Origin of the sequence: Robertmurraya sp. DFI.2.37 (genome assembly GCF_029211245.1) — a bacterium.
Classification (GTDB): domain Bacteria; phylum Bacillota; class Bacilli; order Bacillales; family Cytobacillaceae; genus Robertmurraya; species Robertmurraya methanolica_A.
On the sequence record NZ_JARGEJ010000001.1, the window covers coordinates 145,570 to 166,757 of the forward strand.

At 36.2% G+C, this 21,188-nt stretch carries 26 protein-coding genes; 7 read left to right on the plus strand and 19 right to left on the minus strand.

All coding sequences use genetic code 11. The annotated features are described in order from the left end of the window. Positions 1-7: 7 nt before the first annotated feature. Positions 8-220: a biotin/lipoyl-containing protein gene (locus tag PZE06_RS00710; protein ID WP_150913295.1), complete on the minus strand. Its 213-nt coding sequence runs from the start codon at positions 218-220 to the stop codon at positions 8-10. 202 nt (positions 221-422) lie between these two features. Here PZE06_RS00710 and PZE06_RS00715 point away from each other — a divergent pair, with 202 nt between their 5' ends. After that, on the plus strand, positions 423-896 hold the full coding sequence (locus PZE06_RS00715) for an N-acetyltransferase (protein WP_150913293.1): 474 nt from the start codon (positions 423-425) through the stop codon (positions 894-896). Between the two features lie 50 nt (positions 897-946). Here PZE06_RS00715 and PZE06_RS00720 read toward each other — a convergent pair whose 3' ends face one another. The 4 genes from PZE06_RS00720 to PZE06_RS00735 form a co-directional block, all read right to left on the minus strand. After that, on the minus strand, positions 947-1,552 hold the full coding sequence (locus PZE06_RS00720) for an RsfA family transcriptional regulator (protein ID WP_150913291.1): 606 nt from the start codon (positions 1,550-1,552) through the stop codon (positions 947-949). Between the two features lie 87 nt (positions 1,553-1,639). Then, the gene (locus tag PZE06_RS00725; protein WP_150913289.1) at positions 1,640-2,413 is read right to left on the minus strand and encodes an enoyl-CoA hydratase/isomerase family protein; all 774 of its coding nucleotides are present in this window, start codon (positions 2,411-2,413) and stop codon (positions 1,640-1,642) included. Between the two features lie 142 nt (positions 2,414-2,555). After that, complete coding sequence (rpmF, locus tag PZE06_RS00730; protein WP_009791160.1) at positions 2,556-2,729, minus strand: 50S ribosomal protein L32; 174 nt, start codon at positions 2,727-2,729, stop codon at positions 2,556-2,558. Between the two features lie 85 nt (positions 2,730-2,814). Next, positions 2,815-3,339, minus strand: a complete 525-nt coding sequence (locus PZE06_RS00735; RefSeq protein ID WP_150913287.1) for a YceD family protein — start codon at positions 3,337-3,339, stop codon at positions 2,815-2,817. A gap of 213 nt (positions 3,340-3,552) precedes the next feature. Here PZE06_RS00735 and PZE06_RS29485 point away from each other — a divergent pair, with 213 nt between their 5' ends. Beyond that, positions 3,553-5,538: a nucleotidyltransferase gene (locus PZE06_RS29485; RefSeq protein ID WP_191963109.1), complete on the plus strand. Its 1,986-nt coding sequence runs from the start codon at positions 3,553-3,555 to the stop codon at positions 5,536-5,538. 60 nt (positions 5,539-5,598) lie between these two features. Here PZE06_RS29485 and PZE06_RS00750 read toward each other — a convergent pair whose 3' ends face one another. The 3 genes from PZE06_RS00750 to PZE06_RS00760 form a co-directional block, all read right to left on the minus strand. Beyond that, the gene (locus PZE06_RS00750) at positions 5,599-6,177 is read right to left on the minus strand and encodes a CDP-alcohol phosphatidyltransferase family protein (protein ID WP_191963110.1); all 579 of its coding nucleotides are present in this window, start codon (positions 6,175-6,177) and stop codon (positions 5,599-5,601) included. A gap of 178 nt (positions 6,178-6,355) precedes the next feature. Continuing rightward, positions 6,356-7,381 (minus strand): SepM family pheromone-processing serine protease, encoded by a 1,026-nt coding sequence (locus PZE06_RS00755; protein ID WP_150913280.1) that lies wholly within the window; start codon positions 7,379-7,381, stop codon positions 6,356-6,358. Beyond that, the gene (locus PZE06_RS00760; protein ID WP_150913278.1) at positions 7,382-8,167 is read right to left on the minus strand and encodes a patatin-like phospholipase family protein; all 786 of its coding nucleotides are present in this window, start codon (positions 8,165-8,167) and stop codon (positions 7,382-7,384) included. It abuts the gene before it with no gap. A 294-nt stretch (positions 8,168-8,461) separates the two neighbouring features. On the opposite strand from PZE06_RS00760, the gene ylbJ reads away from it, so the two are divergent. Then, positions 8,462-9,679: a sporulation integral membrane protein YlbJ gene (gene ylbJ, locus PZE06_RS00765; protein WP_150913276.1), complete on the plus strand. Its 1,218-nt coding sequence runs from the start codon at positions 8,462-8,464 to the stop codon at positions 9,677-9,679. A gap of 150 nt (positions 9,680-9,829) precedes the next feature. Here ylbJ and coaD read toward each other — a convergent pair whose 3' ends face one another. From coaD to PZE06_RS00780, 3 genes are all read right to left on the minus strand, one after another. Beyond that, on the minus strand, positions 9,830-10,312 hold the full coding sequence (gene coaD, locus PZE06_RS00770) for a pantetheine-phosphate adenylyltransferase (protein ID WP_150913274.1): 483 nt from the start codon (positions 10,310-10,312) through the stop codon (positions 9,830-9,832). 12 nt (positions 10,313-10,324) lie between these two features. Then, the gene (gene rsmD / locus PZE06_RS00775) at positions 10,325-10,882 is read right to left on the minus strand and encodes a 16S rRNA (guanine(966)-N(2))-methyltransferase RsmD (protein WP_150913272.1); all 558 of its coding nucleotides are present in this window, start codon (positions 10,880-10,882) and stop codon (positions 10,325-10,327) included. 442 nt (positions 10,883-11,324) lie between these two features. After that, entirely contained in the window at positions 11,325-12,749 is a 1,425-nt protein-coding gene (locus PZE06_RS00780; RefSeq protein ID WP_191963111.1) for a stalk domain-containing protein, read from the minus strand. Positions 12,750-12,933: 184 nt separating this feature from the next. Between PZE06_RS00780 and PZE06_RS00785 the strand changes: the two genes are divergently transcribed. After that, complete coding sequence (locus PZE06_RS00785) at positions 12,934-13,323, plus strand: DUF7147 family protein (RefSeq protein WP_150913268.1); 390 nt, start codon at positions 12,934-12,936, stop codon at positions 13,321-13,323. 114 nt (positions 13,324-13,437) lie between these two features. Here PZE06_RS00785 and PZE06_RS00790 read toward each other — a convergent pair whose 3' ends face one another. The 5 genes from PZE06_RS00790 to PZE06_RS00810 form a co-directional block, all read right to left on the minus strand. Further along, positions 13,438-13,713, minus strand: coding sequence for a YlbG family protein (locus PZE06_RS00790; protein WP_095313137.1), 276 nt, complete (start codon positions 13,711-13,713; stop codon positions 13,438-13,440). A 262-nt stretch (positions 13,714-13,975) separates the two neighbouring features. Next, the gene (locus PZE06_RS00795) at positions 13,976-14,419 is read right to left on the minus strand and encodes a YlbF/YmcA family competence regulator (RefSeq protein ID WP_150913266.1); all 444 of its coding nucleotides are present in this window, start codon (positions 14,417-14,419) and stop codon (positions 13,976-13,978) included. A 120-nt stretch (positions 14,420-14,539) separates the two neighbouring features. Next, a complete protein-coding gene (locus PZE06_RS00800; RefSeq protein WP_150913264.1) occupies positions 14,540-14,962 on the minus strand; it encodes a hypothetical protein in 423 nt (140 codons plus the stop codon). A 127-nt stretch (positions 14,963-15,089) separates the two neighbouring features. After that, on the minus strand, positions 15,090-15,332 hold the full coding sequence (locus tag PZE06_RS00805) for a YlbE-like family protein (protein WP_150913262.1): 243 nt from the start codon (positions 15,330-15,332) through the stop codon (positions 15,090-15,092). 14 nt (positions 15,333-15,346) lie between these two features. Continuing rightward, complete coding sequence (locus PZE06_RS00810) at positions 15,347-15,739, minus strand: YlbD family protein (RefSeq protein WP_150913260.1); 393 nt, start codon at positions 15,737-15,739, stop codon at positions 15,347-15,349. 227 nt (positions 15,740-15,966) lie between these two features. Between PZE06_RS00810 and PZE06_RS00815 the strand changes: the two genes are divergently transcribed. Then, positions 15,967-16,440, plus strand: coding sequence for a PaaI family thioesterase (locus tag PZE06_RS00815; protein ID WP_225310567.1), 474 nt, complete (start codon positions 15,967-15,969; stop codon positions 16,438-16,440). 200 nt (positions 16,441-16,640) lie between these two features. Here the strand turns inward: PZE06_RS00815 and PZE06_RS00820 are convergent, their stop codons facing one another. Next, the gene (locus PZE06_RS00820; protein ID WP_150913256.1) at positions 16,641-17,672 is read right to left on the minus strand and encodes a CAP domain-containing protein; all 1,032 of its coding nucleotides are present in this window, start codon (positions 17,670-17,672) and stop codon (positions 16,641-16,643) included. Positions 17,673-17,909: 237 nt separating this feature from the next. Next, positions 17,910-18,344, minus strand: coding sequence for a CBS domain-containing protein (locus PZE06_RS00825; RefSeq protein WP_150913254.1), 435 nt, complete (start codon positions 18,342-18,344; stop codon positions 17,910-17,912). 240 nt (positions 18,345-18,584) lie between these two features. On the opposite strand from PZE06_RS00825, the gene PZE06_RS00830 reads away from it, so the two are divergent. Both PZE06_RS00830 and ytvI read left to right on the plus strand, forming a co-directional pair. Beyond that, positions 18,585-18,944 carry a YugN family protein gene (locus tag PZE06_RS00830; RefSeq protein ID WP_150913251.1) on the plus strand — a complete coding sequence of 120 codons (360 nt, stop codon included), beginning with the start codon at positions 18,585-18,587 and terminating at the stop codon, positions 18,942-18,944. A gap of 440 nt (positions 18,945-19,384) precedes the next feature. Further along, on the plus strand, positions 19,385-20,443 hold the full coding sequence (gene ytvI, locus PZE06_RS00835; RefSeq protein ID WP_150913249.1) for a sporulation integral membrane protein YtvI: 1,059 nt from the start codon (positions 19,385-19,387) through the stop codon (positions 20,441-20,443). A 73-nt stretch (positions 20,444-20,516) separates the two neighbouring features. On the opposite strand, the gene PZE06_RS00840 is transcribed toward ytvI, so the two are convergent. Further along, positions 20,517-20,984: a DUF420 domain-containing protein gene (locus PZE06_RS00840; protein ID WP_150913247.1), complete on the minus strand. Its 468-nt coding sequence runs from the start codon at positions 20,982-20,984 to the stop codon at positions 20,517-20,519. Positions 20,985-21,188: the final 204 nt, after the last annotated feature.

Here is a 21,188-nt window from a genome sequence, read left to right on the forward strand (position 1 = left end):
TAGTAACTTACTCTAAAATAAGCAAAACATCACCATCATTTATAAAATCACCTTTGTTCACCCTTACTTCACTAACGATTCCTTCCCCTTCGCTTTCAATTGGAATGTGCATTTTCATGGATTCAATTATGATGACCTCTTGTCCTTTTTTTACTACATCTGCCTTTTCAACTAATACATCTGAAACAATTCCTGCAATTGTCGATGGAATTATTTTCATTTCATCCCCGTCCTTTTCCCTTTTTTCAAGCTCTTTTGTTTTTTACCACTCATATCAATAAATCTCTGTAATCGCTTACGTCTTTTTGTGAGTATTTTCTGTATTTTTGTTATATAATGAAATAGAGTAAGTATCATTCTTCACATTAACTATATGAGACTTCTAAGCTATTCATGATTAAAGTTGGACTGGGGGGAACAATATGGATTATAAAGTAGAGAAATTAAAGGTTAATTACAAAACATTAGAGGAATTTAAACGTTTTAAAGAATATGGTTTACAGGAGCTTTCCATGCTTGAAGACTTGCAAGCGAACATTATTGACAATGACAGTGAATCCCCATTTTACGGGATATATTTTGGGGATCTGTTAGTGGCTCGAATGAGTCTATATAAAGTAGATGCCAAATTTAATCAATATTTTGAGCCACCGCACGATTATTTAGAACTTTGGAAACTCGAAGTATTACCAGATTACCAAGGAAAAGGCTATGGAAAGGCTCTTGTTGAATTTGCTAAAAAATTGAATTTACCAATCAAAACGAATGCTAGAATGAAATCAAAAGATTTTTGGGAAAAGATGGGATTTGAGTCTGTAACTTACGATATGGCAAGAGATCGTGGAGAGAATCCACTTTTTTGGTTCCCAGAGAGTTTTACCGAAAAGGAATTTTAACCTTGACGAAAAAGAAGCGAATCAATGATTCGCTTCTTTTTCATCAAAAACTAACCTTTATTTTCTACCCTTTCAAGATTTCCGTTTTTATCCATTTGAAATTTCACTTTTTGTTGGCGATCCTCTTCTTGAAGAACCACCATTTTTCTTGCCCTTTCCATAATTTCTATGAGAGCTTTATAATCCTGCTCGATCGTTTGCAGTTCTTTCTTCAAATTCTCATTTTCTGCTGTTAAATAAGCAATTCTTTCCTCAAATTCTTGAAACTTCTCCTCCGCTTCACTTGATTGTTCAAATTCTTGGTAGAGGAGCTTTAACGTACTGACTAAATCCTCAAAGCTTATCTTCGGTTTATCAACCTGCTGATATGTTTCTGTAGACTGCTCTCCTTCCATTTCAAGTGGTTCAACAGAAGATTGAGTTTGTTTTCTTAATTCTTTTCGTTGCTTTTTTGCTAATTCTATCCCTGATTTATATTGCTTACGCACATAGGAATTCCAGCGAAAACCACAAGCGGCCGCTGTTCTTGAAAGCTGCTTCCCTACCTCTTCAAACGCTTGAAGCTGGGTTCCTCCCTCACGTATATGCCTTAAAACTACTTCAGCAAGTAGCAAATCCTCATCATTTGACCAAGCATCTTGGCGATTCGTGGGCATATGCCAATCCCTCCTAGTGTTTTCGTTTTATTCATACATATGCAACTACTAGAAGAGATAGACTGATCTTCCCGATTTCTATTGAGATTATTCTTTAACCATTTTTTTATTTAAGAACTTGTCGACTTGCTTGTGATGGGCGTCCTTTTCCCATAGTATCGCGCATTGGCGAATCTCATTTTCAATTCTTTCCTTTAAATCAAGCAATCTCATCTTTCGAATGAACATCGTTTTATAAGCAATTAAGACCGTATCTTCCAAAGTGAAAATGAATTCTAGATTATTTCGTAATCCTTCCCAACGATCGCCTTCATATATGTATTGTACAAATCCTAACTCAATTAATTGCTCGCAGGAGTACACTTTTGCTTCTAACAGCATTTTCATCGCCGCTGAATGTTGTAGCCTTTCTAATAATATTGTTCCGCCCCCCCAACCCGTTGTAATCGCTAAATTTCCCTGAACAAAACCAGCTTTAATCCCTTTTCGGGCAATCCGGATATCGCAAGCAGTAGCAATTTCACAGCCACCCCCTATAGCGAGCCCATTCAGTAAAGCCACGGTAGGCTTTGGATGCATCACCAATTGATACAATAATTCTCCCATTTTAATGAGCATTTGATAGGCTTGGTCTTCTGTTTTTAATTGATGGAATTCACCCAAATCTCCACCGGAACAAAAAGCTTCTTCACCCTCACCAGTAATGACAAGTGCTTTCACCTTCGGTTTATTTGCTAATTGAATAGCCTTATTAAGGCCTGCCATTACTTCAAAATTAACGGCATTTCTTTTGTCTTGTCTAGTAATTGTAAAAACAAGGAGCCCATCATCCATCATACAAATATCATATGATTTCGACATATACAACCACCCTCTCTTTCTTCATTAAACTTCTAATCACCAAAAAATACAAGAATGAGGTTGACCTTTCTATTAAGAGGCTCAAAAACGACAAAAGCACAGGAACGAATTCGTCCTGTGCTTTTTATCTCATATTGAAGTATTAGTCGTTTACAACTTCTTTTCCTTTGTATGTTCCACAAGCTTTACATACACGGTGAGCAAGCTTCATCTCACCACAGTTTGGGCATTCTACCATACCTGGTACCTGTAGTTTAAAATGAGTACGACGTTTTCTCTTCGCAGTTTTAGAAGTTCTTCTAAAAGGTACAGCCATTATTCCCACCTCCTTAAAGAGTATTAAGAAAGTCATGAAAGCTAGACTAGCTAAACTTTCAACAGTTTCTTGTCTTCTTCAATCATTATGAATTGGAAGAAGGATCACTTTGATCAAATAATTTTGCAAGTCCTGCCAAGCGTGGATCAATTTTATCCTTCTTCTGCTCATGAATGACCTCCCAATCTTTCCCAGATTGTGGAGCTCCTTCTTCGCTTGATCCTTCGTCACAGAAAACTTGTATAGGTACTTCAAGCAAAAGGATTTCCTGTAGGACAGGATTAAGGTCAATAACATCCCCTTTTACTTGATGAACTTCCTCATCGGTTTCATAATCTAAACCTTTTAAGAGGAAGGTTTCAGTTGTTTCTACATCGATCGGATAATTCACGTCAACTAAAGTACGAGAACAAGGTAAGACTAAATGTCCTTTAATCTTTAGGTGAAAAGAAACTTTAGATGAGTCAATATCTGCTCGACCAGTGATATGCATTGGTGAAACCGAGCGTATCGTTTGATCGATTTCTTTTATCTCATCAAGGTTTACCATCTCATCAATTGGGAATTCCTTGCTTCGATGTTTTTGTAACTGACTTAATGTCCATTTCATAAGAATCACCCCAAGGCAACAAAGGTTATTATAGCTTTCCTATAATTATTTGTCAATATTTTTTCTTTACAGTCTAAAGTGTCCCCACACAACGATAACATACAAATTTACACAACTGCTATTATTATGGACATAATCAAATACTTTGAATAGCTTTTGATTGCATCTTTCTTTTTTTTAATGACCCATTCTTTGAAAATTAGTACAATAACAATGATAGGAACTAAACTAAAGGTATGGGTAACAAGTTATGAAGTCATATTAGCGCTCATGGCAATTGCCTCTGTATTATTAGTTTGGGATACAAACTTCAACTATATATGGCTAGACCGAATGATCTGGGTTATTTTCTCCGTTGATATTTTCACAAGATTATTCCGCGCTCAGAATAAATGGGAATTCATTAAAAAACATCCTTTTGAATTTATTGCGATTATTCCGTTTGATTCCATCTTTCGATTAGCAAGGCTCGTAAGATTAATGAGGGTATTACGTTTGTTTGCCTTCATTAATAAATACTTCCCTACGATCGTCAAAATATTAAAAACAAACCATTTGGATCGAATGGTCCTTTTTGTAGTCGTCATTATACTGATTTCTTCTATTCCTATCGTTTTGATTGAGCCATCCATAAACTCTATAACAGATGCCATTTGGTGGGCTGTCGTCACTACGACCACCGTTGGGTACGGGGATATTTCTCCAGAAACAAATCTCGGTAGAATAATTGCTATTCTGTTAATGATTGTTGGAATTGGAATTATTGGAGCGATCACAGGAAGTGTGGCTACTTTTTTTACTAAGAGCAATAAAGAAAATGAGCACCCTGCCATTCTTTACATAAAGAACCAGTTAGAGCGATATCCAGAGCTTACTCACGAAGATATTAAAGTGATGAAAAATATGCTTGATTCTTTAATTAAAGAACAAAGTAGTAAAGTATTAAATAAACGATTCATAACTTTTAAGGGAGTCGAAAAAATGAAAGCAGTTGGCATTGTAGTAGAATACAACCCTTTCCATAATGGGCATGCTTACCATTTAAAACAATCACGACTAATTAGCAATGCAGATATTGTCATTGCGGTGATGAGTGGACAATTTTTACAACGGGGAGAACCTGCACTATTACCAAAATGGCAGCGGGCAAAAATGGCATTATCCGCCGGCGTCGATATTGTCATTGAACTCCCCTATCAATTTGCTACCCAAAAAGCAGATACCTTTGCTTTTGGAGCTGTTTCTTTGTTAAGTCAAATTGGCGCAAGCGTGCTCTGCTTCGGAAGTGAGTCTGGGGAAATTGAACACTTTTATCACACTTTACAATTTCTAAAAAACAATCAAGAAAAATATGAAGAAAAAATCAAAGCGAAAATGGCCCAAGGAATGAGCTACCCTTCCGCAACATCTTCTGCTTTTCTTGAGCTAGACCCAAATGAAAAAATCATTGATCTATCAAAACCAAACAATATTTTAGGATTCCAATATGTAAAGGCAATCAATGACATAGGAATTAACATGCGTGCTTTAACGATACCGAGAACTAAAGCAGGCTATCATGATGAACGTTTCTCATCTGAAACGATTGCTAGTGCAACAAGCATTCGTAAGTCATTATTTACAACCGGAGGAAGCTTAAGTGAGATCAACAGCTACATTCCAAACACAACCGCTGCTGTCCTTGAAAATTATTACAAGACATACAAACAGTTTCAACGTTGGGAGAACTATTGGCCTTTTTTAAAATATAGGTTGCTCCATACTACTGGAACAGAATTACGTAACATATATGAAGTGGAGGAAGGTTTGGAAAATCGGGTTATTGAAGCAGCTTTAACAGCGAATTCATTCGAAGATTTTATGAATATCGTGAAAACAAAGCGTTATACTTGGACAAGACTACAACGGATGTGCACACATATATTAACCAATACTACCTTCGATGAAATGAATGAGACAATGAAAGAAGCGAACTACATTCGATTACTTGGTATGAACGATAACGGAAGAAGGTATTTAAATCAGTGGAAAAAACACGCTTCTATTCCATTGGTATCAAAATTGTCTTCGTATCATGGCGATGATATCAAACTTGATATACGCGCTTCTAGGGTTTACGCTTTAGGAGCAAAAGAAGAAGTGACACAAGAGCTGCTGCAGATGGAATATAAACAGCCTCCTCTTTATATGACAAAATAAAAAGGATAAACCATCAGAGGATTCCTTAATTTTGCTGTTATCAGAAGGGAAAAATGTCGATTACAGGTTATTTTTATTACTGTAATCGACATTATCCTTCCAAAATAGCAAGCTTTTTATATTCGGATTATAAGCAGTTAATCTCCATAGTAAGATAGTCTCTTCAATAGTTGCTAACATCGCAACAGCAAAAAGGATAAAAATAGTCCAACTCGGTATATTACCGAGTAAAATCACAGCTGGTAAGAATAGAAACAGGCAAACACCTGTCCCTTTATTGCCGAACGTATGGATAATACTCCATTGTCTGAATTTCATTTTTGTCACTAATAAATTTCCCAACCGCATGATCAAGATCGTCATGAAGCATAACCCTAACTGGAACATGATTTCATTGCTCGCCATTTGAACCATAACGAAAACCCAGACAATGTAAAACACGAAATCTCCTAAACTATCTAGTTTGCTACCAAGAATAGTTTCAGCATTTAACAGCCTTGCCAAATATCCATCGACGACATCGCTCAATCCACATAATAAATAGACAATGAAGAAAAAGAAAGAAGATTGACATAAAAATAATAACGTAACAGATAAAATTATACGCAAACAAGACAGAATATTAGGTAATGATTTCAAATTTTTTCTCCTTATTATTTAAAGCATGCATTGTTCTTATAAACAAAGCATGAGGCCATTTTCGAAACCTTTAGTGGCCTTGCTAAACAATATTGTTGCTGTAAGCCATCGACATATAAGCATTTTTTTTAAAAAAGGACCTCCAAAAAGCCACTTTAACTGACTTTTTGGAAGCCTCCTAGTTCTTTGGTTGCAACTCTTTCAAATAATCAATCGCCTCATCAAATGTATCAATTGGAACGATTTTCATTTTCGTTTTAATGTCTTTTGCCGTTTTAATGGCTGCATTATAATTTGAATCCTCCGCTCCCTCTTCATTAGGAGCAAAAAAGATCTCAGCCCCTGCTTTATCGGCAGCAACAATTTTCTGTTCAATCCCCCCAATTCTACCGACCTTGCCATCAGAAGAAATCGTACCCGTCCCAGCAATTGCATAACCTTTTGTTAAGTCTTCTTCAATCAGTTGATTATAAATTTCAAGAGAAAACATAAAACCCGCGGAAGGTCCTCCTATATCGTCCGTTTTGATTTCAACATTTGGATTCACATGTAGTTCTTTATCATCGACAAGTCCGATCCCAACACCTACACGGCTTGCGTCATCAGGAAATGGTTGAACTTGAATCTTCGTGTTCTCTTCTTCTCCTCTTCGCAAATAGGTGAGCGTAATCTCAGTCCCGGCAGTTTGCTTACTAACAAATTCAATAAATTCCTCTGATGAAGTAAACTCATGACCATTTATTTTAAAAATACGGTCACCCGGCAGTAATTTGTCAGCAGCAGGCATATTGTCGACTACATTTAGAACATATACTCCTTTATATTCATATTTAATCGGGATTTCTGCTTTCTTATAGGCAACCTCTATTGCAGATTGCTTCGAACTGGCCATCAGGTGCATTTGTCGTACATTATATTCCTCTTCAGTTTCTTCTTCACTTCGGACAGCATCCAACGGATAGATTTCTTGATAATCACTTAATGAGGCGAGCAAATAGGAATAAATATTTGCTTTCCCCATTCGAATGGTCGTCAACATAAAGCTTCCCTTTTCATCAAAGCCATTCTCAACTTCAATGATCGGATTCAACTCTTTTGCCATCCCCGGTTTAGAAACATAATATGGCAATGAAAAGAATGAGGCAATAACCATAAATAAGGCCGCTAAAATGAAAAAAAACCGAAAATAAAACTTCTTGTTCATCTAGTGCTGCTCCTTCCACTCCTCGATCTGTTGCTGAATTTTTGCAATATATTTTTCCGTTTCTTCTTCCCCTATTTGGATAATTTCATCTATGTTTGTAAATGCCCTCGAGCTATACATCTCAAGAGGCGGCTGAATCATAACATCAGAAGCAATTTCTCTATTTGCAACAATCTCCATTTGCAAAATATCGATACTCTGCATAATGACATCGTAGATAGACGTAATTTCTGTTGTCCGGTTTACACGAGAAACATCAACGGCGATAATAATATCCGCCCCCATTTCTTTCACAACGGAAACAGGTACCCTATCAACCACTCCCCCATCCACCAATAGCCTTCCTTCAAATTTTTCCGGAACAAAAATTCCAGGAATCGAAATACTTGCTCTAACAGCATCAGCTATCGACCCTTTTTTAAAAACCACTTTCTCACCGCTCATTAAATCAGTCGCTACAACATGGACAGGAATGTCTAATTGTTCAAGATTTTTCCCATAGGTAAAAATTCGAATAAGCTCTTTCACACGATTTCCTGCGATAAAGCCCATTTTCGGGAGTGTGAAATCCAAATAATATTTTCTCCTAAATACGCGAGATAAATGATATAGGCGTTCAATGTCTGAGCCAGCACCATAAAAACAGGCGACCATTGCCCCCATGCTGCTGCCAGCAATGAGATCAATCGGTATTTTTGCATCCAGCAGCTTTTTTATTACCCCTAAATGAGCAAATCCCCTTGCTCCACCTGAACCAAGCGCTAGACCAATTTTCGGTTGCTGCAAAAATAAGCGCCTCCTTTAAAAAGGAATGTGGGCCAGAATAAACAAGTTCCATCTTCTCCCACTTTTATATATTCTTATGGTCTATTTTATTTTTCTATGAGTATATTGATCTATATGAGGACAAGACCTAATGAAATAAGTTCCAACAAAGAAATGATCAATTAACATTGTTCTATATTTTACACGATTGAGTAATCGTGCATTTGCTGATTTAATCATTTTTATTTTAGCATTATTTTCTAGAAGATGCACTTTGCTTGTGTCATCAGTAAATCTTCGAGGGAGGATGCATGGGTGGTAAAATCGAAACTAAAAACCATTATACTAGCTTCAGCAGTTTCCATAATGGCTATTTCTTTAATTTCTTTTCCACAAGACTCTGTGAACGCGTCCATTAGAGGATTGGATATGTGGTGGAAAATCGTCTTTCCCTCATTACTTCCATTTTTTATTGTGTCCGAGATGTTAATAGGCTTTGGGGTTGTAAAATTTATTGGTGTTCTACTGGAACCTTTAATGAGACCGTTATTTCGAGTTCCAGGAGTCGGTGGCTTTGTGTGGGCGATGGGAATGGCCTCTGGCTATCCTGCAGGTGCGAAGCTAACAGCCCGTTTAAGACAGGAAGGACAGTTGACAAAAATTGAAGCAGAAAGGCTCGTAACGTTCACTAATTGCTCGAACCCATTATTTATCTTTGGGGCCGTATCTGTTGGCTTTTTTTATAATCCACAACTGGGGATTATTTTGGCATTAGCACATTATCTTGGTAATTTCACCGTCGGAATCATGATGCGATTTCACGGAAAAGATCATGAGCCAACCGCAAAAAAGAGTGCAAAATTTTCTTTAAAGAATGCTTTTAGGGAACTGCACCGGACAAGAATTAATGACAACAGGCCGCTCGGAAAGTTACTCGGCGATGCAGTGATGTCTTCTATTCAAACATTATTGATGATCGGTGGTTTCATCATTTTATTTTCTGTAATAAATCAACTTTTATCGAACTTAAACATTATTGAAATGGTTGGTTCTATAGTTGCTTTGCTACTGCAGTTAATCCATCTTCCAGAGTCATTTAGCATTCCATTAATATCCGGAATTTTTGAACTCACTTTAGGAAATAAGCTGACCAGTCAGGTAGAAAACGTTACGCTGCTTCAACAAGCTATCATCGCCAGTGTCATTCTTGCATTCAGCGGATTAAGCGTGCAAGCTCAAGTAGCTAGTATTCTTGCACAAACAGACATCAAATTTAAACCTTTTTTTATAGCGAGAATCTTTCATAGTGTTTTTGCTGGATTGTATACATGGTTGCTTTGGAACCCCATTTATGAAAACTTAAATCCACAGAATCCGGATTCTAAAACCGTCCCAGTCGCCCTTTTTGATGAAGGAAAGTGGGCGTTTGATACATTTGAACTGATTAGTGACACAGGACCAATATTAACGCTTATTTCATTGCTGGTCTACATCGTTGTATATGCAAGTCGGATGCTTAGAAACGAACATTAATACAAATGTATAAATGCTGTAAAAATAGATGGAAAGAGAAGCTGCCATTAGAATGCACAAAAACAACAATTGCGAAGCAATTAAAAAAGCGAGTGTTTGCAATTACTAGACAAACACTCGCTTTTTTACATAATATGTAAGATCCATTCACTATTTTTTAAATTTTGCTTGAAGTGCTTGTTCCACTATCGGTGGGACTAATTCTGAAATTTTTCCATTATATTGGGCAACTTCTTTTACAATACTAGAACTCAGGAAAGAATATTGGTTATTAGTCATGATATAAAATGTTTCAATCTCATGATTAAGAAAACGGTTCATAGAAGTTAACTGCATTTCATATTCAAAATCAGAGACTGCTCTTAAGCCCCTTATAATTGCATTTGCTCCAATATCCTTCGCATATTCAACCAGAAGTCCGTGAAAGGAATCAACCTTAACATTTGGAATATCCTTTGTTACTTCACGAATTAATTGGATACGTTCCTCCACAGTAAACAAAGGCTTCTTTGATGAATTGTTAAGTATCGAAACATACACTTGATCAAACACTTTTGCTCCCCTAGAAATGATGTCTAAATGACCAAACGTAATCGGGTCAAAGCTTCCTGGACATACAGCTATACTTGCCATCGTTCTCCCCCTTTAAAAATGGGCCTTTTCATATATAGATATCGTTATGATTCCATAGGTTTCTTGTTTGATTCGAACAAGACCTTCAATTTGTGCTGGGATTTGAACGTCTGAACTATGTTCACAAACAATAACTCCTTCGTCCTTCAACAATTGATGCTTATCTATCAATTCTAGCGTCTCTTTCAATTGTTGTTTAGCATATGGTGGGTCAAGAAAAATATAATCAAAACGAAGTTCCCTTTTTATAATTGCCTTTAATGCTCGAGTTGATTCATTTCTATATACTTCAGCCCGTTCTTCTAAATTACATTGTTTTAAATTCTCATAAATTGTTTGAATGGCTTTCCCATCACGGTCGATAAAAAGCACCTTATCTGTTCCCCGACTTAGCGCTTCTATTCCTAAACCTCCGCTGCCCGCAAAAAGATCAAGGCATAGTCCACCTTGAAAATAAGGACCGATCATATTAAAGATTGCTTCCTTCACTTTATCAGTTGTTGGCCTCGTCGATTTTCCTGGCACAGCTTTTAACGATTTTCCTTTCAATTTGCCTGAAACGACTCTCATGAAATAATCACCTGCATTGTCAAACTTCCTTACCATCCTAACATAATCAAAGCAAAGTGCCAATTATCGACATCCAGGTATTTTTTCATTACTTATCTGCCCATTTAAATAAAGGGAATGGCTGTCTACCGCAAAATCAATCACATTATAACTTTGCAAAAAAAATGATAATGATGTATATCCACCTCTATTGTGGAAATACTGTAATTAACAACATCTATTCGAGGATGTTGTTGCCAACCGCGGAGAAGACTTACGTTTCCCCATAAGTTCTTCCTCCGGTTTCTCCTCTCCCTTTGCCTTCTTTCCTTATAAAGGAGATGGAAGGACCCTGCAGTTATCTGCAGGGTTTTCTTTTTTTATTATTGCGATATTGTTGAGAAAAAGAGCGAAAATTAACATCGATATAGAACAAAGCTACTTTGTTAAGTGTCGCACATAATCATTCCGTAATTGCCAGTGAAAGTTTGATTTCATCTTCATTTTCATTAAATGAAATTTGAAAAAGTGACTTTAACATACGGTTTGACATATAAGGTCGGCCATTAATCATTCTAAGTGGATTTTCCAATAAACCGTAATGCTCTTGATTGTAAAAGTAAATATTTTGACTTACATAAAAGCGATAACTATCATTCCGTAAATTTACATTGACAGTCTCATGATCGTCAAGTAGCTGTGCTTCATAACCTAGAGAATTCATCGTTTCAATAAACGGAAAAAATTGTTCATTACCGACAAGAATTACATCGATGTCTTCCTTCAGAGCGTCTCCGATATAGAGTGAGCGCGAATCGTAAAAATAAAGCGGAAGCGCATTTGTTTTTGCATTTTTATTTAACGAAAAGAAACGGGTGTTTTTCTCAGCGATAGAGCTAAGAATCTCATCTAGTTTTTGCGGAGTGAGTGAATTTTCTTTTAAACTAAGCGCTAAAAACTGAGCAATCTCATCTTCCGTAAAATGACGTTTCAGCTCTTCAATTAGAAGGTTTACTTTTGGATTATGACTTTCTCGCTCTTCTACAATGGATGTTAACACACCCAGAATCCACCTTTCTTCAGATGGAAGTTCAGGAGCTTTTTCAATAAAATAATGATCGATCATTCTGCGCTCCAATTCCTGACTATCTAGACTTGGTTTCGCAATCATTACACCACTGCCGTAAGTTTCTGCGAAGCTATCTGTTAAAACTACTGCCATCTCATTGAAATTAGGAATTTTATCGAATGATGCCTTTGAAAAATTAGTTTGGGAATCATTTGTTGTATACAATTGAATTCCTTTTTCACCTACTCGCGGAACTAAAGGTGTGGGCTGCCAATAAAGAGAACCGTCACCACCTTTTCCTTCAAAAACATAATAGTCGATATACTCTAATTTGCTGTAACCTTTGAGCGGAAAGCCAACAACCCACGTTCCTTCTCTTCTCGCTGCCGAGATAACATCAACCGTTGTATGGGTTACTTCTACATCTGGCAATTGAATCAACCAATCACGCAAAAGAAACGCAGAGTCATCATCATTTAGCTGGATTTGATAACGAAAAGTTAGCGACTCATTTTGAGCCTGTAATGAATTGTCATCCTTAGAACTACAAGCAACTCCATCACCAGTAGCACATTCCCAATCCGAAATAGTATTGGGCGCATTTATCCGATACTCACCTTTCCCTGCCAAACCTTCAATAACCTGTGTAACAGAAAGAACTCCGCCTTTTGACTCAATCGTAATATGTTGAACCGCTTTTTCATCCTTTCCTAGTTCAGATGGATTATGGTATTCAGAATAAGCGTTCCATTGCCACAACAACATAGCTCCAATAGTAACATTTAAACTAATTAGTAATGTGAACGCAAGCTTCCACATATGCATTCCCCTTATATTTTATTCAATTTATCCTTCTATATTAACAATAGCAGAAGGCAGAATCGACGTCATTAGAAAATAATTAGAACAAAAGACCTACTTTATCTTCTCAATTCTTTCATAGCCATTCTAGCTTAAGCATGATAAAGTAGTCATGAAACTAAGATAAGGAGAGAATACAGTCATGATTCAGCGTTTTATTGAATTAGGAGAAGGATATTCTGACATATATGAGTTAATTGAGATAGCAAAAGCTAACAAAGAACGGCTTTTACATATGATGACCTATCACACCGTTATAGAAAATAAAGAGGTCTCTTCCCTCGTAGTTATTCTCAAACCGACCGTACCTGGGGATTTCCAACCTTTATACATTTGTCGTGAAGGAATTCCCAATCCAAACAAAAAACCAAATAAACGTTATCAACTATTCCAACAAGCTGCAACAGAGCTAAAAAAAGAAATTATTGAACTTGAAGTCAAGCCGTCCGTGCAATTCTCTGAAAAGGAACTTTATTATCAATATTTAATTGGAATTTTAAGAATGAACCGTTATATTCCACCTTTAGCTTAAGAAGAGGACAATGACAGACCAAAGTAAAGACACACTTTGCTAGTGAAAAAGATAGTAAAAAAGAAAAGCTATGGTTAAAAAGTTATTCCCGAACAACTTTTTAACCATAGCTTTTTAAATTCCCATCCGATAATCATATTCTTTCGCTTTATCCGGCTTTGAATTTTCGTACTCTGTTTTTAAAAATGGCTTAAATGAAGGCTCAACCTTTTTCACAAAGGAATAACTTTCTATTTTTTTCATAATCGTTTCAACATCCTCTAAATCACAATAGAGAACAACGTATTTTAATCGTTTGGAGACAAAATGGACATTTCCAAACTTTCTTAACATTTTGGCTTGTTTTAAAGAATAAAGCCATACGATTATCCCTTGACGTTGTCCCAGCATACTTTTTTCCCCTTCAAACACCTTGTTTTTTTCTAGTCTAGCAGACAAACCTGGATATTTCAATGCTCAAGAATAAAAGGCAGGATACCTTCAAAACATTGTTCCTGTGAGGATAAATCAAAGAGTTGAAGCCATAGTGATTTTTACAGGAACCTACTATTTGCTTGGCATTGCAGCTTCTACTAGAAGAAGGATTTCTATAAAAAGAACTACAAGTTCTGTAGTTTTAAAAGCCAAAAAAAGCTTAGGTTAACTAAGCTTTTTATGAACACCCACAGCTTCCGCCTGTACTACATCCACCGCCACAGCTAGAAGAACTATCAAAAAACGGATTTCCAGTTGGGACCTTTATTTGTTCAGATACAGATTTCCCAATTAAAACACTAACCTCATCCAACAAAGCCTGTAGGTCGTTTTCAGCTTTTTTGAATTCAGCTACGTGAATATCCATATCCATTTCTCTCTTTAACTCCCGAATATTTCTCATCACTTTATGATATTCAGGATGGTAGCGGCCAAATCGTTGCACCTCTTCATAGAGCTCCTTTTCCTTTGAAAAAGCTCTAATTTTACGTTGCGTATCTCTATTTGATTTAACTTTATTTAAACAGAACCTATAATATTCAACGACATCTGACTCCATAATCATCATTGACAACTGTTCAGCCTGATCTAATATTTCCATTCTTTCCAAAGTAGCAAGCAATTCTAGCTCACCTCCGCTACTTATTTTAACATGGAAATGTAAAAAAACGAAAGTTTAATGAACAATTTAAATTAGAATCACCCTTACATTACCCCATCATAAAGCCCATTAAGTTAATGTTTATGGAATGGATACTGTAAACTCCTTCTCTAACTGATATGGTTCATCATTATGGTTTACAACTTCTAATTTTACGCGATGCGTTCCTTTCTCTAATCCTTTAATAATAAATGCAGCCGTGGTCACCTCTTCCTTCTTCACACCGTTAATATAAAGAATGATTTTCCCTTGTTTTTGCTCACTGTCATCTCGGAATGAAATGGCTGGCAGCATACATTCGACAAAAACACTATTTCCTCTTATATGGTGCTGAACTTTAAAAGGCTCTCTATTTTGTTCAATTGTAACTGGCATATCATGGGCTGTGTTGACAGTACTCATCGGTATAACCGTAAACCTTTTGGCCTCTGGTTCCGGTAAGTCCTTTTGACAGCCCACCGCTATTAGCAATAGCATCATTAAACTTAAATATATGGATCTCATTGGCAATCCCCCCTGTATTTTAAGTCCCATTAACATAAATTATAATGATATTGTTTGCTATCAAATCCATTTTTACTCCATAGCATCCATGAAAAAACAACCTTCTCAATAAATGCGAGAAAGTTGTTCATGAGAGATTATTATTCATTGCTTGAAACATGCTCATCATCATTTGCGCCATATAGACGCCGTTAGAAAATTTTTCAACCCGATGCGGAATTGTTTTCCTATGATAGTGTAATGCTGCGATTTGAAATGCTTGAAAATCATTTGGATTCCTTGCTAATTTCCTATACCAAATCGGTTGTTCACGTAAAAACCTTTTCAAATCCGGATCAGAATTAATCATTTCCATCATATCTTTCCTCATATCCATCCCCCTTTTCAATCTTTTCTAAATTGGAATGGATGCGAGCTTTGAGCTGGCTGATTACTGCTCGTAGCGCTTCCTTGTTTTCCTCCCTGGAATTGGAGGATTAATCCTTGTATCGCACCTAAAGCTTGACTCAAATTAGTAATATGTCCCTGGAGTTGATTTGGATCTACATTTTTAACTGCATTCATAATTTGTGGAAGCCATTCTTTTTTATCTTCTTCTTTTTCCTGTACTCCTTTAAACTCATCCCAGCGAGAGTCTTCGTCTCCCAGTAAGTACCATTCCTCAAAAAGTTCCTGCCAAGTCGCATTTCCCTTCCTGACTTCCATCACCATTTTCGGATGCTCCTTAACGAATTCCTTAAATTGCTGAACAGAAGGATGGAGTTTTTTCTTTTCCATGCTTATTCACCTCAAACAAAGGGCATGTTTAGCAGTTTCGCATTGGTTTACTATGTCGCACTTCATCACCTTGAAATCGACAATGATTATCCACTTTTTATACCGCTGTACTTCATTTCGTTTTTTGTAATATTTCGTTACTAAGTTTCCTATGATACGATATGATAAAGCGATAAAAGTTGTGAATCACGCCTACTCTTTAGAACAATTATAAGGGGATGAACTTATTGCAAGAAAACTTAAAGAGACTTTTTCAGCAGGTACTAGAAAAAAGTACAAATGAGGAATTAGAGGTTCTAAATCATGTTCTTGAAGGATTGAATCATCAAGATCGTACTTTCATTAATCGGTTGCTTCATATGGAACACAAACAGACAAGTGAAGGAATAGAAGTAAAAATCCCTTTAAACCCAATGGTCAACAACCCTTTAAATATTCTTCATGGAGGAATTACAGCTGCAGTTATTGATAGTGCAATGGGGACATTGGTACATCAAAGCTTGCCTGATAGAAAAGCTGCCGTTACTACTCAGCTTAATATTCATTATATTGCCCAAGGCATTGGAGATTTTATTACATGCCATGCAAAAATCGATCACTTCGGTTCAAAAACCCTTCTAGCTTCAGCAGATGTATTTCGTTCTGATGGTCAAAAAATTGCCCAAGCAACCGGCAGTTTCTTTATCATCGAGAAAAAATAGAACAAAAAGTGAGAGCTCGCAACTATAGCTCTCACTTTCTATCCCCGGTTTTTACGCTATCACTATTGCCTTTTTTATGAACCTCTTATTGTCCATCTCAAAAAATGAATCAAAAATATCATAATGGCAAAGTTTGTAAAAATCGAGCTTCATCCACATCACATTCATACTATAAGGTGAAATAAAATCGCTATTGACTATTATTCTTCATGCCATTTTTGAATAAAATTTTGTGTATAGTGGAGATGATATACTCCGACACCAATATGTGTAAATTGTCCGTTTAAGAGCGTCTCGCGATGCCCTTTACTATTAAGCCACCCTTCCATTACAGCAGGTGCATCTGCGTAATTAGCAGCGATATTTTCTCCAGCAAGTTGATAAAAAATTTCCCCTGCTTCCAAACGATCAGATAGTTCACCAGTAGTTTTTGACGTATGAGAGAATTCTTCGCTTTCATACATATCAATACTATGAGCTAAAGCAACCTCCGCTACCATTTCATCCTTTTCGAGCGGAGCTAGATCGTGTCGTACCCGCATGATGTTAGAAATATCAAAAATCTGCTCCGCATTTCCTTTAGCCACTTCAGTCTCGCTCCCGGCTTCCCACGGCTTAACCTCTACTAATTCACCTACATAAACTAATTCATATGGCTGCAATTTAATTAAAGTCTCTGCATCCATAAACCTTACACTTGATAATGTTCCATCGAACTTATCAATATAAAATTGAGCATAAAAATCTCCCATTTGTACAAGCGGACGAGTGTTCATGTCATCCTCAGTTAGTTCAAAGCGATAAGAGCTCCCTTCATACATTAAGCTAATATATGGTCCAATCGGGACCGAAGCATAAATTTCTTCGACTGGCTGTCCTATTTTGAAAGGAGGAATGTCCACATCACTGCCTATCGCATATACGGTCACAACCGTTTCATCACGAATACCCACTTGAATATACTCTTGAAAACTCTTTTTGTAAATCCACCAGTCATATCCATAGGCAGAAGGATCTATCCTAGAAGGCTTACCTAAATTTTCTTCTAATTCGGATATATTTTTTCCTATCAATGTTGCTATTCCCGAACTTGGGGCATCAATTTGTGGATTATCTGTGCCGTCGTCTGTCTCTTCTTCTAGTGATTTATCAACCTGAGGTGAATCTGGATGCTCATTGACTAATATATCGTCTTCAAAGGATAAATTTAAATAGAAAATAACTGCTAACATTGCGGCGATTAATATTAAAATTCTTATAAGGGCACGCAGAGGTATGCCTCCTCTCTTTTCTTGAACTCATTATTGATTATCCTATCTATATTTTCTAATATTCTATGCATATAGTAGTTTAATATGATTATATCATCTATTATTTTCTTTGAAATCTTTCAATCCAAATATAAAACGTTCCCACCGTTAAAATGGGAACGAAAATATTAACTCGAGTTAGATTTTGTTATCGATTAACTAATGTTCTATTTGCATATCATTCGGTTCAGATATTTCTGAAAGAGCCTTTCCTGCTTGGCTATCTGTTAACTTTCTTACCGCAAAATCACCAAGGGAAACAATGCCGATTAATTTATCTCCTTCAACGATCGGAAGGCGTCGAATTTGATGATTTGCCATTAATTCCGCGGCATCTTTTGTGCTCATTTCTGCAGTCGCCGTTATGAGCTCTTCACTCATTACCTCTTCAACTTTCGTGGAACCTGGTTTTTTCTCGGCAATGCCGCGAATGACGAGATCTCGATCTGTGATCATTCCAACCAATCTCTCTCCATCAACAATCGGAATTGCACCGACGTTCCATTCCTTCATTTTGACAGCCACTTCATATACATTATCAAGTAGCGTACAACATTCCACTTCATCACTCATAATTTCTTTTAATTTTTGCACTTCCTTACCTCCTTATTATGCAATATCACTATCATTAAAGATTCCCTTTAAATAGTATTTCCAATTCACATTAATTCATTAATAAAGCCTAATTGAAATGTGAAAGAACTATGTTTTCTTTTAGCTTGTCATTGCAACTTTTTCACTTTTCCACTATTATTAGATTTGGGATTATTTTAGTAAAATTCTACATAAAGTATTCAAACTTATAATGTTTCACTTGTTTGAGGAGGGATCGAGATGAAATTTGAGAATTTTGGATTCGATAAAGTAAAAGCTGATTTAAAAAGGTTAGACGATGTTATGGCGGATTATGGATTAATCCGTGCTGAGCAGTGGGATTATGAGAGGGTATCCTACGATCGCAAATTTGAATTAAAGGAAGGGGTATTCTATCTTCGCATTTTAGGTTATGCAGTTGAAGGTGATGTTGGTGCTAATAGAGCAGTTCTGCAACTCCTCACACCATTGTTAGGAAAGCATTATTATCCTCATGGAGTTGAATATGGTGAAGGAGAAGATTTCCCAAGCTCTTTAGTAAGCCAATGTGAAAAAATTTTAACCGATGTTAAAGCAGAAATAGACAAATTCGTTAAGTAATTTCACCATTATCTTCCCAAAATGTCAACGAAAAAGACCCATTTAACCAATGGTGTCTTTTTCTTTACCTCCATGGGGTGATCCATCTATAATAAAGATAAATTAACAGCAAATCATGTTGTTTCAATAATGTTTCTTTTGCACTATAATTTATCTATAGGTATATGTTAGAAGAGTCAATCATTGATATTACCTTTTTAAAGTTTATACCCCAAACTAAGGAAAGAGGGAGTCGCCTAAATACATACGAAAATTAGATTCCATTTTTCAGTTGAGCGCCCAAGCTAGATCATTAAATGCAAATGGTTATATCAATAAAAGCAATAAGCCTATATTTAAGATTATAGAAAATTTACCCTCCGATTCATTGATCTCAATTTTTAACATAAAATAGAAAAAACGAATGGTTGTACTTTTGTTATTTAGAAAGGGGTTCTATCTTGTCCAGTATTTTCACAAAGCGGATGGCACTGATTGTTTTAATTGTAATCCTCGTCGCTGCCCTTCTTTATTTTATTCTACCTGTATCAGTTCCACTGATCGTAGCTTTCATAACAGCTCTATTTTTGCATCCAGTTGTTAAATGGCTGCGCAAAAAGACGAAATTAAATCAACAGCTTGCAGTATTAAGTGTATTCCTACTTTTTCTATTATTCATTGGAGTTAGTGGCTATTTTGTGACAACAAAAGTGGTGACAGAAATTATTAGACTTGTCGAAAACGCTCCACTATACATCAATGAAATTACGAAAGCTTGGCTTAATATTGAAAAAGACTTTGCAAATGCAGCAAAAGATATGCCTAGAGAAGTGGTTAATGAAATTAGTAATCAAATTCAAAGCTTCCTTAATAAAACAAGAAACGATCTTGTTGCATATGTCAATATCGATACGGTAAAATCGCTATTAACAAATATTCCAAACTATTTAGTGAGCTTCCTTGTTTATTTAATTGCCCTTTTCTTGTTCTTGCTTGAACTTCCGAGGCTCCGTGAAGGAATGTATTCCTTCTTAAAGGAAAAAACTGCACAAAAAGTTCAGTTTATGACATCAAGACTTTCTTTCGTCATTTTCGGATTCTTTAAGGCACAATTTTTAGTGAGTATTATTATTTTCGTCGTTTCTCTAATCGGCTTATTCTTTATTAAGCCTGAAGTTGCTTTAATAATGTCGCTTATCATTTGGGTAATTGACTTTATCCCGATTATCGGCTCAATCGTGATTCTAGGACCTTGGGCGCTCTTTTATTTAATTACAGGGGACATTTCGCATGGTACACAATTAGCAGTTCTCGCAGCTGTATTGTTAATCATTCGCAGAACGGTAGAACCGAAGGTAATGGGAAGTCATATTGGATTATCACCTTTAGCAACATTAATTGCCATGTATCTCGGATTAAAAATCCTCGGCATTCTTGGCTTCGTAATCGGACCATTATTGCTAATCGCCTTTAATTCTGCAAAAGAGGCTGGCATTATAAAAATGAATTTCAAAATTTAAAGTTTATTGAAAAAAATAAAGATCAATAAAAAACAGCTCCAAAGTCTGTTAAAAAGACTTCGGAGCTGTTTTTTTATATCCCTAAAATCGCTTTAATAACCGATGTTGTTTCTCCACCATGGTAAAACACATAAAGGAGTAGATAGACAGCCACACCAGTAATCGCTGTAAAAAACCAAATAATGCTTGTAATCGGTCCTATTTTGCGATGCACCGCATATTTCTTTTGGTAGCCGGTAACAAGAGATATAATCCCAAGAACCGCTCCAACTGTAGCTAATGTAATATGGAAAATAAGAAAGATCGTGTAATAAATTTTAATATCATCGGGGCCGCCAAATGCAGTATTTCCAACGAAAATCGTTCTGGAAGCATAAATAATAAAGAAAATGATCGCAAAAATGGCTGCTAAAAACATCGTTTTTTGGTGAGCTTCTCTCTTCCCTTTTTTTATTTGGCTCCAACCAATGGCCACTGTTATTGCGCTTAAAATAATAAAAGTCGTACTGATTGTCGGTAAAATAGGTAAAGTAAAATTCATCTCTTTTTTCCTTTCTTAATATCCAAATAAGTAAATGTCAAACCTCAATCCAAAGCAATTAGAGGAGAACCGTGCTCATTACAATAAATTAATTTTAGTAGACTACCATCATATTTTCAATCTTAAGATAGAAAAACAACAAAATTGTACTATTTTTGTCATATTTATTGTGGTAAATGTGATTTTTTTAACTGATTCTATTTA